The organism is Comamonas sp. GB3 AK4-5 (genome assembly GCF_041320665.1).
Taxonomy (GTDB): domain Bacteria; phylum Pseudomonadota; class Gammaproteobacteria; order Burkholderiales; family Burkholderiaceae_C; genus Comamonas.
In genome coordinates, this window is the sequence record NZ_CP166730.1 from 2698794 (window position 1) to 2713647 (window position 14854).

Annotated in this window: 11 protein-coding genes; 4 read left to right on the forward strand and 7 right to left on the reverse strand. The window is 59.4% G+C overall.

Annotated features, from left to right (window positions below; genetic code table 11):
• Nucleotides 1–57: 57 nt before the first annotated feature.
• A complete protein-coding gene (locus tag ACA027_RS12155; protein ID WP_370678493.1) occupies nucleotides 58–579 on the forward strand; it encodes an ANTAR domain-containing response regulator in 522 nt (173 codons plus the stop codon).
• On the opposite strand, the gene ACA027_RS12160 is transcribed toward ACA027_RS12155, so the two are convergent.
• From ACA027_RS12160 to ACA027_RS12175, 4 genes are all read right to left on the reverse strand, one after another.
• A complete protein-coding gene (locus ACA027_RS12160; protein WP_370678494.1) occupies nucleotides 534–2261 on the reverse strand; it encodes a glycoside hydrolase family 9 protein in 1728 nt (575 codons plus the stop codon). The two genes, ACA027_RS12155 and ACA027_RS12160, sit on opposite strands and share 46 nt — an antisense overlap.
• A 489-nt stretch (nucleotides 2262–2750) precedes the next feature.
• On the reverse strand, nucleotides 2751–3059 hold the full coding sequence (locus ACA027_RS12165; RefSeq protein WP_370678495.1) for an aminotransferase class IV: 309 nt from the start codon (nucleotides 3057–3059) through the stop codon (nucleotides 2751–2753).
• A gap of 77 nt (nucleotides 3060–3136) precedes the next feature.
• Nucleotides 3137–4576 carry an amidohydrolase gene (locus tag ACA027_RS12170; RefSeq protein ID WP_370678496.1) on the reverse strand — a complete coding sequence of 480 codons (1440 nt, stop codon included), beginning with the start codon at nucleotides 4574–4576 and terminating at the stop codon, nucleotides 3137–3139.
• Nucleotides 4577–4890: 314 nt separating this feature from the next.
• Nucleotides 4891–7872 (reverse strand): autotransporter outer membrane beta-barrel domain-containing protein, encoded by a 2982-nt coding sequence (locus ACA027_RS12175; RefSeq protein ID WP_370678497.1) that lies wholly within the window; start codon nucleotides 7870–7872, stop codon nucleotides 4891–4893.
• Between the two features lie 1247 nt (nucleotides 7873–9119).
• Between ACA027_RS12175 and ACA027_RS12180 the strand changes: the two genes are divergently transcribed.
• Both ACA027_RS12180 and ACA027_RS12185 read left to right on the forward strand, forming a co-directional pair.
• Nucleotides 9120–9413, forward strand: coding sequence for an H-NS family nucleoid-associated regulatory protein (locus tag ACA027_RS12180; RefSeq protein ID WP_370678498.1), 294 nt, complete (start codon nucleotides 9120–9122; stop codon nucleotides 9411–9413).
• Nucleotides 9414–9498: 85 nt separating this feature from the next.
• A complete protein-coding gene (locus ACA027_RS12185; RefSeq protein ID WP_370678499.1) occupies nucleotides 9499–10056 on the forward strand; it encodes a hypothetical protein in 558 nt (185 codons plus the stop codon).
• Nucleotides 10057–10149: 93 nt separating this feature from the next.
• Here ACA027_RS12185 and icd read toward each other — a convergent pair whose 3' ends face one another.
• Nucleotides 10150–11418 (reverse strand): NADP-dependent isocitrate dehydrogenase, encoded by a 1269-nt coding sequence (gene icd, locus ACA027_RS12190; protein WP_370678500.1) that lies wholly within the window; start codon nucleotides 11416–11418, stop codon nucleotides 10150–10152.
• A gap of 190 nt (nucleotides 11419–11608) precedes the next feature.
• Between icd and ACA027_RS12195 the strand changes: the two genes are divergently transcribed.
• On the forward strand, nucleotides 11609–12154 hold the full coding sequence (locus ACA027_RS12195; RefSeq protein WP_370678501.1) for a DUF192 domain-containing protein: 546 nt from the start codon (nucleotides 11609–11611) through the stop codon (nucleotides 12152–12154).
• A gap of 290 nt (nucleotides 12155–12444) precedes the next feature.
• Here the strand turns inward: ACA027_RS12195 and ACA027_RS12200 are convergent, their stop codons facing one another.
• Together ACA027_RS12200 and xseA are read right to left on the reverse strand one after the other, a co-directional pair.
• Nucleotides 12445–13029, reverse strand: coding sequence for a superoxide dismutase (locus ACA027_RS12200; RefSeq protein ID WP_370678502.1), 585 nt, complete (start codon nucleotides 13027–13029; stop codon nucleotides 12445–12447).
• A 295-nt stretch (nucleotides 13030–13324) separates the two neighbouring features.
• Entirely contained in the window at nucleotides 13325–14632 is a 1308-nt protein-coding gene (gene xseA / locus ACA027_RS12205) for an exodeoxyribonuclease VII large subunit (protein WP_370678503.1), read from the reverse strand.
• Between the last annotated feature and the right edge of the window lie 222 nt (nucleotides 14633–14854).

The window sequence follows — 14854 nt, forward strand, 5'->3', positions numbered from 1 at the left end:
GGCAGCCCGCTGGATACGGCCCAGGGCCAGGCCTGGTTTGAGGCCTGCAGCGCCCGCATGGATGGCATGCACGGCATCGAGATGCTGCTGGCCGAAGAGCTGGAACAGCGCTGCCGCTGCCTGCTGCAGGCGCCCGCAGCGGCCACCGCCACATCCCGCGCGCCAGACGCCAGCCTGCCTGAATTCTTTCGCAGCCCGGAAGTGGCAAGCCCCAGGCCGCCGGGCAGCAGCTTGCCCCCCAGCGGCCTGGGTCCAGGGCTGGCGCCGCAGCTGGAGCAATCGGTGCTGGCCCTGGTGCAGGAGCAGGCCCAGCGGCTGCAGGCCATGCACACCGAGCTGGCCAGTGCGCGTTCGGCCCTCACCGAGCGCAAGACGCTGGAGCACGCCAAGGGCTTGCTGATGGCGCACCGCCAGCTCAGCGAAAGCGAGGCCCACAAGCTGCTGCGCCAGACCGCCATGAACCAGAACCGGCGCCTGCAGGAAGTGGCCGAGGCGGTGCTGGCCATGGCCGAGCTGCTGCCGCTCAGCCAGGGTCAGTGCGCGGAAGAGGTCAAGGCCTGCAAGGCTGCCAGGAGATAGACCATGGGCGCATTCCAGTTGATCGCCACCTCGTTGCTGGCGTAGCTGCAGGCGTCATCCACATAGGCCAGCGCCGGCGGGGCAGACGGGTAAGGTGGGCATTCCGCCTTGTCTTGCTGCTTGGGGTTGGGCCCTCCCACCACAAAGCCCGGCACTGGCGCCTCCACCCCATCCGCGCGGGAGGATCTGTGGTGCGGATGCAAAGGGGAATGCGTGCCAAAGCCGGTCACCAGGCTCTGCCCCAAGGGATTGCGCCCCAGCACATAGTCCACGGCGCTCTGCGCAGCATCCAGCGCCGCGCGCTCGCCGCTCAAGCGATAGGCCGCTACCAGCAGCATGCCTTCACCCAGCACCGCGCTGGTCCCGCCCCAGTGGAATGCGGTGGGCGGCAGGGCCAGTCGGTAGGCCGATGCCTGCCAGTCCGCGATGTAGTGCTGCGCATTCGACTGCAGGGCCTGGCGCACCTGTGCCGCATCTGCCGCAGGAAGCGCTGCGATATGCTGGGCCAGCGACATCCACGCCATGCCGCTGACGTCCTGCCAGGACGGCGGAGCACTGGACAGGCCGGCAAGGTCCAGCTGACGGCGGTAGCGCGGCGCCTTGGTGGTCAGCCACAGCTCCGTGGCGGCCCAGGCCCATTCATCGGCCAGTTGCTGGTCCTCGTACTTTCCTGTCACCACATCGGCGGGCTGCACATAGAACACCTGGGGATGCGCGCCGGCCCAGGCGAAAGCACGTTGCGCAGCAAGCAGCAGCTGGCGGGCGTAACCGGGGCGCTGAGCCTCGTACTGGGCATAGATGCGGCTGGCCATGGCCATGCTGGCTGCAAAGTCCAGCGTTGCCGCCGTCGTTTTCTGCACCACATACCGGGGTTCGGTCGCGGCATCAGGCATGACCTCGCCATCAAAACGCAGATTCGTGAGCTTGTGGTAGACCCCCCCATCGGCCGGGTCTTGCATGGACAGCATCCAGTCCACATTCCATGCCACCTCGTTCAACACATCCGGCAAGCCGTTGCCCTGCTCCGGAATATTCACCTGCCAGGCCCCTGCAATCTGGGGGAAATGCTCGTAAGCCGCCAGCAGCAGCCCCACCGTGATGCCCGAGTTGACGATGTATTTGTTGTAGTCGCCAGCGTCATACCAGCCTTGGGGACTGGCGATGACAGTGCCGGCCGGGCGCAAAGCGCTCGCCGCCGATGCATGGACCCGCACCTCGGTATCCGGGTGGCCTGCCTGGCGCGCGTACACACCGGCATAGCGCACCTCCAGCGGCATGCCGGCGCGGGCGAAGTAATAGGCCTTCATCACCCCCTTGGACAGCGCCTCATACGCACCGCCACCGACCTCGAATGGCGCAGAGTCCAGCTGTCCTGCCACCCGAATCCGGTAGTGCCCGGGGGTTTGCAGCGTCGAGAAGTCAGCCAGTCGTATGCGCTGCCCTGCCGGCGCCCAGTCAGCCGCAGGGCGCAACAGCCCCTCCTGCACCGTGGCGCCGGTCGCTGCATTCACCACCGCAAATGCATTCGTCTGCAGCCCACTGCCCACGCTGACCGCAGCCCACTTGGCTGCCAGGGGCAGAAAACCGACCTGGTTCACCTGGAGCTCTGCCTGAACCGTGCCAGCCACCAGGGCCAACGTCCACAGCACGCCGCAGCGCATGGTCTGAAGGTATGTGTGCATTTTTCTGGCCGCCAAAGCAGCATCTCCCAGCAAAGAGGCAAGTCCTCTGCAACCGAACATCAAACCACCCCGACACGGTTGCAGGAGGTTCCCGGGCACGCCAACAGGCCTGTCTGTACGGAGGCACACCATGCTGGGCCATGGAATACCCACGCCAAATGACAACGCTGTCAATTTCGGGTTTACACGAGAAAAAAGGAACCCAGGCTCCGCTACAAGACCCTGGCAATCCACCCGCTGAGACCCACAGCCGCAGTGACAGGCCTGCACATGGCCCCAGCCCTGCGATACGCACGCCTCTTTCGGCCTGAGCACCGGTCGCATGAACCTCACCGGTCAGTTGGGCCCGCTGTTTACCCATCAGCCAGAACCGGCACTGCATATGCACCCGCAGGACATGCTGCACCTGCTCCTTTGCGCCAGGCCAATCGTGGCCGTGTGCAGCGTGGCGACGCCACCGTGGCGCAGCGCCTGCCGCTCACTGCGTGCTCAGCCGCCGAAGTCCACAGGGTCACGCATGCCTGGCTCGTCATGCAGCGCCCAATACGCTGCGTGCAGCCGCTGTGTGATCGGGCCAGGAAAATGCGGCAGTGCCTGAGCGTCCAAGCGTGACACCGGCATCACCCCTCCGGCCGTGGAGGTGATGAACACCTCATCGGCGGCGCGCAGCTCTGCCACCGGCAACGGTGCAACACGGGCACAAAGCCCTTGCCGCACACACAACTCCAGCACGGTCTGGCGGGAGATGCCATGCAAGACCCCGCTGTCCGGCGTATGCACCACGCCCTGCTTCACCATGAAGAGGTTGAAGCCCGGGCCTTCCGCAAAACGGGGCTCCTGCTGGCAGCCACAGGGACTGCCAGCGGGCGCGGCGCTTACTTGGCCGCCAACATATAGTCCACCGTCAGATTGGCCAGCGCACGCACGCCAAAGATCAGGCCGGACTCATCCACATAGAAGTTGGGCGAGTGGTTGGGCGCTGCCTTGGCGGGGTCCTGGCCTTTGGGGGTGACGCCCAGGTTGAAGAACAGGCCGGGGGCCTCCTGCTGGTAGAAGGAGAAATCCTCCGAGCCCGTGGCCTTGGGCATGACGCCGAAGTTGCCCTTGCCCGCCACGCGCTGCAGCGTGGGTGCCATCTGCGCGGTCAAGTCAGGCGGATTGACCACGGCGTTGTACAGCTCCACCACCTTCACCTTGGCCGTGGTACCCGCGCTTTCGGCAATATGGGTGGCCGTGGTGTGAATGCGGCGGTGGATGTCTTTCTTCATGCCCTCGTCATAGGTACGCACAGTGCCCGTCATGGACACCGCGTCGGGCACGATGTTCATGCGGTTGCCGCCATGGAAAGTGCCCACGGTGACCACGGCAGGCTCCAGCCCGATATTGGCCTGGCGGCTGATGATGGTCTGCAGACCCAACACGATTTGCGAGCCGGTGACGATGGGGTCAATCCCCTGCCAGGGGCGCGCGCCATGGGTTTGCGTGCCTTGCACGTCGATCCAGAACTGGTCCGCCGCCGCCATGGCCGGCCCCGGGCGCCAGGCGATCCAGCCAGTTGGGTAGGCGCTGGAGGCGTGCAGACCAAACACCGCATCCACCTTGGGGTTTTGCATCACCCCTTCCTTGATCATTTGCTTGGCGCCCCAGATCTTCTCTCCATCGGGCTCGAAGGTGGCGGGCGTCTCTTCAGCGGGCTGGAAGATGAACTTCACGCTGCCGGGCAAATGCTGCTTCATGCCGGCCAGCACCTCGGCCGTAGCCATCAAAATCGCCACATGGGTGTCATGCCCGCAGGCATGCATCACATCCACTTCCTTGCCCAGGTACACACCCTTGGCCTTGGAGGCAAAGGGAATGTCCACGTTTTCCTTCACCGGCAGCGCATCCATATCGGCACGCAGCGCCACCACCGGCCCGGGCTGGCCGCCCTTGAGCAGGCCCACCACACCGGTGACGGCCACGCCGGTTTTCACCTCCATGCCCAGCTGGCGCAAATGCTCGGCCACCAGAGCTGCGGTACGGGTTTCCAGATTGCCCATTTCCGGGTGCTGGTGGATGTCGCGGCGCCAGGCAATCAGCTTGCTCTCGATGGCCTTGGCGCGCTCGTCGATCTGGGCCTGCAGCGCCAGCGCGGCCGGGCTGCTGGTGGCGGCAGGGGCTGCCGCTGTCTGGGCCTGGGCATGGACCTGCGGCGCAGCGCTCCACAGCGTTGCGGCCAGCAAGGCCGTGGCAGCCACTGCCACGGCAGAGCGGCGCGGCGCAGCGGCGTGGCCATGGGAACGCACCAGGGCGTGCGAGAAAGAAAATATATGCATGCTTGTCTCCGGTTTTTATGGAGGTCTCTTGGCTGGAAGACCTCACCCTTTGCGGGCCATGCCACCATAGCGCGGCCTGGGCAGGCCTTGCAGCAACCCCTGTCCATCGCGCGACTGCGCCCCATTTCCAGCAAACCCGCCCCCCCCCAGCCCCAGTGAGTGCCTGATCGATTTCGCGGTCTCTGCAATGGCGGTCTGCTGCCTGCACCTTTCGGTAAAAAAGCGACTGGGGCCCAAGGCCCCAGTCCAAACACCCATGCACCCATGCGCTGGGTCGCGGTCAGGTAGCCCTGCAGCAGCAGGGGCTCCCGTTTTTATTGCCACTGGTAACGCACGCCCAGTTGCACGATTTTTTGCTTATAGCTTTGACTGCCCTGCTGGTAGTTGAATTGCCCGGAAATATCCCAGCTCGGCTTCACCCGCATTTTCACGCCCAGCACCGCTTCGGTAATCGTGGAGGGGGTTTGATCGCTGATGGCCTTGCTGTCAAAGCGGATGTCCTTGTTTTGTGGCTGGTGCCAAAGATTGAGTTCGGCAAAAGGCGATACCACCGAGCCATTGCTTTGCTTTGTATCCCCCTGAAAACGCACACCCACACGGTAGGCAGCCTGGCTGCCGTTTTCATGCCTGACCTGGGTTTTGGTTTTCTCATAAACATCATCCGAATGCAGATGGCTGAGAACAAGCTGCGCCTGCGGCTGCAGGGTGTAACGATGGTTGGTATCTCTCCAGGGCAGCTCAAAGCCATAACCTGCTTCCAGCGACAAGGACAGCGCCCTGGATTTGTATTTTTCTTCGGCCAGGCCATTGCCCTGGGTGCTGTTGTTGAACCAGCCATGCATCAGCCAGCTTTCCACATAAGCGCCGGTATTGCCGTCCAGCTTCTGGTACCAGCTGGCATAGGCGCCCAGGTTGTAGCCATCGGTCTTGCCTTTGGCGTTGCCTATGTCATTGCGCAGCTTGCTCTTGTTTTGGCCAATCAGGCCCATGACACCCAGTTGCAGCAGCCCTTTGTCGCCCAAATCTTTTCTCAGCACATCGATGCCGAAATGCGCCAGGTTCATATCGCTCTTGCGCTGAAAATCAAACTGGTTGTTGAACTTCTCTTGTTTGTGGTCCAGTCGCACCCAGGCCACGGGCGCCTGCCAGCCATCCATCACGCGCTGCTTCAAATGGTGCTGCTGCATATTCAGCATGCTTGCCCGGTTGGCAAAATAGATATCCACCTCCGGGCGAATCAAAGGTTCGGGGGCCGGTCCCGGCACACTCATTTTCTCAGACTGCAAATACCAGCTCTCATCTGCGTTGCTGCCACCTTTTTTCAAGGCGTATTCGTACGCACCAACGGCAATCGTTCCCTTGCCTTGGCGGTAGCCATCGGAAGAAGCATCAATAAAAAAAGCATCTGCGCCGGTCACCGCCACAGGGCCGCCATATGCCGAGCTGTCTATGGCATCCACCACCTTGATGCCATTTTGGGTTTGCTCACCCGTTCCCACCGCTTTTTTGAAGCTCAAACCGGTCTTACCTGTCGCCTCTTCCATCACCATTATTTTGTCGCTGATGGAAGCGTCACCACTGAACTCGGTCCACAACTGGATGGTGCCTTTCTGGCTCTGCAGCTTGCTGACTTCCAGGGTATTGAATTGCCCCTGATCGGGCTTATTCATTTTGACAATGGAATTATCCAACACCAGGTTTCTGAAATTTGAAGTGCCAGAATATGACCACTCCGAATGATTATTCAGTGTCACATCCGTATTGAATCCACCATTAATGCGCCCGGCCATCAAAGAATGATCCGCTGTCAGGAAAGCCTCTTCAGTCAGAGAGTCATTGCGCAGCAGAATATTTTCCGATGCGAATACAGAGTTATTCTTCAAATGAATATAACTCGCATCCGAGCTGTTTGCGTAGATTCTTAGCAAAGCACCTTTGCTCGTAAACATGGAGTGGTCTGCCGTGAAATCACCTCCTCCAGAAAAAACACCTACCGACTGTGCACCTTCCAGCTCAAAGACAGAATCCGTCAAACTCACTTTGGCGTTGTCGGCGATCTGCACCCCTAAAGCACCAGGTGATGCGGTCTTGTATTTCACCTGGGTCCCTTCCACTTCACCACGCAGGTCAGCATAGATTCCCTTCATCGTGGTGAGATTGGAAATCTGGTCTTCAATTTCAACGTTGAACAGCGTTACTTTTGAGTCTTTCTCACGAACAGAAACCGCAGCAGAAGTAAACCCAAGATCTCCGGATTGAGTCCCTCCTGTCAAAGTGAGTTTGCTATTTTTTATAGATAGTTTTCCACCATAACGGGCAAGCACACCAAAGCCGTAGCCTCGGCGCTCTATCAGCGTGTTTTCGATGTCAATCTCCCCACCGCTGGACTGCACCCCCGTTGCCTTTGTCGTGATTTCAGAGTTTTTAATAGAGACATAGGAATCTTTTCCAGATGCGCTGACAGTCGAAGATCCCGGGTACTTGGTGGTGGATATTTTGACGCGATCGACATATACCGCGGCTGCGTTAATGATGGAAATAGCTTGATCTTCTACCTCAATCTCTCCATTGGTCAAATAGGCCACTGTTTCACCTTTGACACCAGTTCCCCCTATGAGCACGCCTCTGTCTGTTTTTTGCTTGTCCGTGAAGTTGGCAGCCGTTCCCGTCACATTCTTCACCAATTCATTAAAGCGTGCAGCATCAAACTTGATGCTGAAATTTTCCAAATTGAGCCGGCTGCCAACACCTTTCGTGCCATCAGCATCTATATCGTAAATATCAATCCCTTTATCCAATGCTGAAATAGCAACCCCTTTGAGGTTGACTACCCCGCTGTTAATCTGCAACCCTATAGCATCAGCAAAAAAATCCGTATCCTCCGCTGTAAGAATGGGCCTTTCAGTCAGCGTAAAAGAATTGCTTCCTATTTTCACCGCGATCCCGGATTTGTACTTATCGGTATAGGATGAAATGACAGAACTTTTAAACCCAGGCTCACCTGCCCCGGGAGAGTCCCCAGGCAAAGTCAGCGATGAATTTTTATCCAAGAGGTAAAGCGCCGTGTCATGCGCCGTATTCTTTGGGTTAAAATTTCTCAGATAAAAAAATTCTGTGGACTGCAGCTTCTCATTTTCAGGCACATAAACCGAGCCCGCATAACCGAAACCTGCATTTGCCCATAAAACAACACTCAAGTCTTGCGCACTGTTATGAGGCAGTGCATATGTCATTGCCGGGAACAATCCGCTACTTACAATGGCAAGCACAAGCTTCTTCTTTTTGAATCTCAGCATATATCACACCCTCATCTTTCTATTTTCACGTTTTTGCAGTCAACGAAACTCACACCGACAGAAGTTCCAACTCCCTCGTGGAAACAAGAAAATAAAGGCTTTTAGCGCTCTGATGAAGATTGGAGATGGCAAAAAATCTCACAAATCCTTGCGACCAGGAGCGATCTCAAACGCTTGAGACTGCGGTTTTCCTTATTTACGGAAACGGCATGTACCTGTGCCATGCAGACCGCCGCATTGCTTGCAAAGAGAATCTGATGGCTCAGCACCCCCCACTCCCAGCAAGCTACTGAAAACGCCAGGAAATAATCATCTCGATGCAACCCAATATTGAATGGATTACCCTCGGCATATTCCCGCACATAAAACCTGTTGCGACATTCACTGTCATGCACCCATTGCCCGAAGATGTAAATTGATTTAAAAAAATACTAACTTACGGTTACATTTTTCCAGAGTGACCGTTTGTCCGATAATCTTGTAGCGGCATTCCTACACAAGCCAAAGAACCGCCTACACAAAGCCCGTCTTCCGCCTACAAAATTCTCAAAATCTATCGACACCATCACTCAAATAGTTTTATTATTTTTATAATAAAACATTCAACCTCGGTTTAAATCTCAAAAATATCACCAAGATATTCAAAAGAAAACCCGTCCGAAAATTCAGATATAGTTGAATGCATTGATATTGATTATTTCAACGTGAATTTATCCGAGACGGACGCCATCCGATTGATGGCAGCCTTGAGTGTAAAAATCAATAATGTCTTGCCCATTTCTCAATGGGAAAATACATTATCCATCCCATGAAATGGATAAAAGAATATTTGAGATATTTGAGATATGTGCGGTACAAGGCGGGCACCGCGCTTTCCATCAGCAAGCGGCACATGGCCGTGCTGGACCCAGTCGGTCTATCTCACGGAGGCCCTGAAAGACTGAAGGCCACTTCAGGCACCATGCCCGATCCGTGAAAAAAATGGCGGGCATAGAGCCAAGCTCTTCTGCCCTCTTCAGGGGCCTCCTGCGCTAGCCAAGCGTTTGGCGACGCTCCTGGCACTCTGCAGGCACATGCCGTAAACAGCGTGTGTTTTTTACCGCCTACACCGAGAGAATCCAGCGCGCAGCTAAAACAATCCGTTACCATCACTTCTGGCGAGCGGGCACTGCGCCCCTTAGCCTGACTCCTTCTGGCAGGCAGCCATTGCCTGCTTTCTTTTGCTCCACCCTCTCCACTCTCCCAGCATGACAAGCTACCAACAGCTGCTTTCCCAAAAAGATGAACTGGACCGCCTGATCGCCCAGGCCCGCAAGACCGAGTCCGCCAGCGCCCTGGCCTCCGTGCGCCAGTTAGTCAAGGAGTTCGGCTTTACTGCCCAACAGGTCTTCCCCTGGGAAGCCGAGAAAAAAGCCAAGGCCCCTGTCAAATACTATGACCCCAATACCGGCTCCAAATGGACGGGCCGTGGCAAACCGCCAAAGTGGATTGCGGGCAAGGACTATGCGCAGTTCCTGCTGGCAGAACCCATGGCTGCTTGAGGGCAAAACGGCAGGTGATGGCACCTGAAAAGCTGCCCCCTCCCAAATGGCTGCATGCTTGCAGCCATTTTTATTTTTCAATGCCATGGCATACAACGCTTCACAAACCGTCGTCGATATTCTGGGCCCCTGGTTTTTGAGGAAGTCCGATCTGCTGCATGCATTCAGCCACAGCGGGGCCTCTTTTGAAGAATGGCTGAATTGGGAGCTTTTTGCGGCATTTCTGCGCGCAGGCCATGCCTGCGAGGGACGACCGCACTATGGCAATCTGGGCCAGCACCCCATGCCAGCCATCATGGGTGACTTGCTGAGCACATGTCCGCACAGCCAGGGGCGATACCTGATGGAAATGGCATTGGTTGGCAGTGGTACCCAGAACAAATGGCGCGCGAAGATTCAGCGTGACCATGAGAAACTGCTGCAGCTCGATGCCGCCCCATCCCTGGACCCGCTGCACAAGGTGCAGCTGGTGTTTCTGGCTGCCGCAGACGACACCGGCATCTGCCAGAAATGGGATGATTGGCTGCAAAAAATACCTTTTTACGGCCAAGGCGCTGCAGATTCCCAATACCTTATTCCCCTGCGCCACTCCAGCATCCCAACCCAGGGAGAGGCCGTGCTGATGGCCTGGAATGTGCGATAAGGCCTGCCAAAAACCATGAAAAAAGGAACACCTCGGTGTTCCTTTTTGCTGAGCGCCGCACTGGGCTGAATGACGGACTCTACGAGCTACGCCTCACACATTGCGCATCTGCTCGATCATCTCGTCACCAAAGCGCGAGCAGCTGACCTGCTGGGCGCCCGCCATCAAGCGGGCAAAGTCATAGGTCACCTTTTTGCTGAGGATGGTGCGCTCCATGCCCTCGACAATGAGGTCTGCCGCCTCGCTCCAGCCCATGTGGCGCAGCATCATCTCGGCGCACAAAATCATGGAGCCGGGGTTCACATAGTCCTTGCCGGCGTAGCGCGGCGCGGTGCCATGGGTGGCCTCGAACATGGCGATGGAGTCGGACATATTGGCACCGGGCGCAATGCCAATACCGCCCACCTGCGCGGCCAGGGCGTCGGAGATGTAGTCGCCATTGAGATTCATGGTGGCGATCACCGAATACTCCACCGGGCGCAGCAGCACCTGCTGCAAGAACGCATCGGTGATCACATCCTTGATGACGATGTCACCGCCGGTGCGCGGGTTTTTGACGCGCATCCAGGGACCGCCATCGATGGGCTCGGCACCGAACTCCTTGCACGCCAGCGCATAGCCCCAGTCACGAAAGCTCCCTTCGGTGAACTTCATGATGTTGCCCTTGTGCACCAGCGTGACCGAGGGCTTGTCCTGGTCGATGGCGTACTGGATGGCCTTGCGCACCAGACGCTCCGTGCCTTCGCGGGAGATGGGCTTGATGCCGATGCCCGAGGTCTCGGGGAAGCGGATCTTTTGCACACCCAGCTCCTTGTTCAGGAACTCGATCAGGCGCTTGGCGCGGTCGGAGCCGGCTTCGAACTCGATGCCGGCATAAATGTCTTCCGAGTTCTCGCGGAAGATGACCATATGGGTCTTCTCGGGCTCGCGCACCGGAGACGGCACACCGCGGAAATGCCGCACCGGACGCAGGCAGACATACAGATCCAGCTCCTGGCGCAGCGTGACGTTCAGCGAACGAATGCCCCCGCCCACAGGCGTGGTCAGCGGGCCCTTGATGGACACCGGGTGGGTGCGCACCACATCCACGGTCTCGGCAGGCAGCCACATATCCGGGCCGTACAGGCCCACAGCTTTTTCGCCGGCGTAGATTTCCATCCAGTGGATCTGGCGGCGACCGCCATAGATCTGCGCCACGGCAGCATCCACCACCTTGCGCATCACCGGGCTCACGTCCACGCCCACGCCATCGCCCTGAATAAAGGGAATGATGGGCTGATCGGGTACGTTCAAGGTTTGATCGGCGTTAACGGTGATGTTCTTGCCAGCGGGTGGCACCACGATGTGCTGGTAGGCGGTCATGTCGTTATGGTCTCCAGATATACGGGTATTGCATGCACTGCGGCCGATTCTATCGACTGCACCCACTGCCTCGCGTCAACTACGGCACGCTATGTGTCAGTTTGCTGACCCAGGTCTGCGCATGCCGCACAATGTGTCGTTGGCTGGTAGCAGCTTGCTGCGGCCGTTTCCCCATCCCTTGAGAGTTCCAATGCGCCACCACCGCCTTCGCCTTGGCTTCACCAGGCCCATCTCCTTGCGCCGCCTCGGCAGCCTGTGCCTGCTGGCCTGCGCCCTGCCTCTGGCCGGCACCGCACTGGCACGCACCGGCACGCCGGCAACGCCAGCCCCTGCGGCCGCAGTCCAAGGCCAGCCCCAGATGGACTTGCCACGCACCGAGATGCGCATTGGCATGTACCGCATCGATGCCCAGGTGGCCCAGACCTATGAAAGCCGCCAGACCGGCCTGATGTTCCGCCAGCAAATGCCGGCGCACGAGGGCATGTTGTTTGCCTTTGCCCAGCCTGGCGTGCAGTGCTTCTGGATGCGCAACACCGTGCTGCCGCTGACGGCGGCCTTTGTGGCCGACGACGGCACCATCGTCAACCTGGCCGATATGAAGCCGCTGGACGAGACCTCCCACTGCTCGGCCAAGCCTGTGCGCTTTGTGCTGGAGATGAATCAGGGGTGGTTTGCCCAGCGTGGCATACAGGCCGGCGCCAAGCTCACCGGTGAGGCCTTTAAAACCACCCCCTGAGCGGCTTCGCCGCTTCCCCCTCTCTCGCGCAAGCGCGGGAGGGGAACGGCACCAGTGCTGCGGGGCGGCCCTTGCACGGTGCCCCTGGCGTGGAGTGCGCCAGTTTTGTGGGCCTGAAGCGCCATCTGGGCGTTGTGGAGGAGGCCCTGCTTCCCGCAACGCTTCCCAAGCCCGCTCCGGCCAGCATTGTTCTGCGCTGCGCTTTGAAAATAAAAAAACCTCCCGAAGGAGGTTTTTTTATGGGCCAATCTGCCTCACACACAGGCGTGGTGGGCAGATATCGCTCTCAATTAAGCAGCGAAATTGGCTTCGGCAAACTTCCAGTTCACCAGCTTGCCCAGGAAGGCTTCCAGGAACTTGGGACGGGCATTGCGGTAGTCGATGTAGTAGGCGTGTTCCCACACGTCGGCGGTCAGCAAGGGGGTCTTGCCGTCGACCAGGGGGTTGCCAGCAGCGCCAGTGTTGACGATGTCCACCGAGCCGTCGGTGTTCTTCACCAGCCAGGTCCAGCCGGAGCCGAAGTTGCCGGCGGCCGACTTGGCGAACTCTTCCTTGAACTTGTCGAAGCTGCCCCACTTGGCATCAATGGCTTCGGCCAGCTTGCCGCTAGGAGCGCCGCCGCCGTTGGGGGCCAGGCAGTTCCAGAAAAAGCTGTGGTTCCAGTGCTGGGCAGCGTTGTTGTAGATGCCGCCGCTGGACTTCTTGACGATCTCTTCCAGCGACTTGCCTTCAAACTCGGTGCCCTTCACCAGGTTGTTCAGGTTCACCACATAGGTGTTGTGGTGCTTGCCATGGTGGTATTCCAGCGTTTCCTGGCTGTATGCGGGTGCCAGAGCGTCGATGGCGTAGGGCAGCTGGGGCAAGGTGAATTCCATGGTGGGTCCTCGTGTGGTTGGATGTTGTGGAGATCGCGCCAATGGCGCACCGCGCAGCCTTTTCACAGCGCTGCACAGCATTGCGCAGTGGCGGCGGCCTTGCCCGCTTGGCTTTGATGCAGCGCAAACTTCAGACTAGGCACAGCAAGCATTGTAGAAACAAGCGCAGCCCTGCCGCGGTATTCGCGCATCGATGGTGCGCGTTTTTGTCGCCCAGGCGCGCTGTCTGCGCATTTTGGCCTACAGTATTTGCCGTCCATTTGCCATCTTGTTGAGCGCACCGACGCGCATGGGCTCACAGCAGCTTGGGCTGGGTCACCGTCACATCCACGCTGCCGTCCGACAAATGCACCTTGAGGGCAGCGCCCACCGGGGCTTCTGCCACCCGGGTCACGGCATGGCCGGTGCTGTTGGTGAGCAGGCTGTAGCCACGCTGCAGCACACGGCGCGGGTCCAGCAACTCCAGCCTGTGTGCCAGTTGCTCCATGCCCTGGCGACACTGCTGCAGCGCACGTTGCATACCGGGCATCAAACCTGCCTCCAAGGCTTGTACGTTCTGTGTCTCCAGCTTCAGTTGTAATAGCGCCGCATGCTGCACCTGCTGGGCCAGGCGCGCGCAGCGCAGCCTTTGCTGGGCGAGGTTGCCCGAGGGCCTGCCCAGGCGCTGGGCCGCCAGGTCCAGGCGCTGGCCTTGTTTGTCCAGCCAGCGCTCCAGGCTGCCCTGGGTGCGCACCTCCAGCTGGTCCAGCGCATTCAGCCAGGCATCGCGCGGCTGGGCCACCAGCTCGGCCGCAGCCGTGGGCGTGGGCGCACGCAGATCGGCACAGAAATCGGCGATGGTGAAATCGGTCTCATGGCCTACGCCGCTGACCAGGGGCACCGGGCTTTGGACGATGGTGCGGGCCAGTTCCTCGTCATTAAAGCCCCACAGGTCTTCCATGGAGCCGCCGCCGCGCACCAGCAAGATCACATCGATGGGGGGCTCGCCCGCACGCGGCTGCTCGGCTCGCGCATACAGCTGCTGCAGCGCCGCCACCAGCGAGGCCGGCGCCTGCACGCCCTGCACCAGGGCCGGTGCCAACACCACCGGAATATGCGGCACGCGCCGCTGCAAGGCCGTGGCCACATCGTGCAGCGCAGCGGCGCCGGGCGAGGTGACCAGGCCTATGCCGCGCGGCATCACCGGCAACGGGCGTTTGCGCGCGGTATCGAAAAGGCCCTCGGCCTCCAACTGGGCCTTGAGGCGCAAAAACTGCTCGAACAGCGCGCCCTGGCCGGCGCGTTCCAAGGTTTCAACGATGAGCTGCAGGTCGCCGCGCTGCTCGTACACGCCCAGGCGGCCGCGCAGCTCCACCAGCTCGCCGTCGCGCGGCGTGAAGCTCAGGCCGCTGGCGGCGCGGCGAAACATGGCGCAGCGGATCTGGCCGGCCGCATCCTTGATGGAGAAATAGCAATGGCCACTGGCCGCGCGCGAGAAACCGGTGATCTCGCCACGCACGGCCACGGGGTTGAAGCGCGCTTCCAGGCTGTCGGCCACGGCGCGGCACAGCGCCCCCACGGACCAGACTGTAGGTGCAGCGGAAGGCTGATGAGGGTCAAACATAGGCAGTGATCAAGGGGGGTAAACCGCAGGTGCGGGGCAGGCTATCCACAACGTGCACGCCCGCGCAGACCTGGCGCATTAGCAATGAGAACTCAAAAAACACTTGCAAACAACGATGCAAGATCTTGATTTTTCTTAATTTAATTCAGGTACCGCGACGGCCTTGCATTCAGCGGGCCTTCAGTCAGGCGCACAGCGCTGCACTGGCTTTGTGCTTGCGCA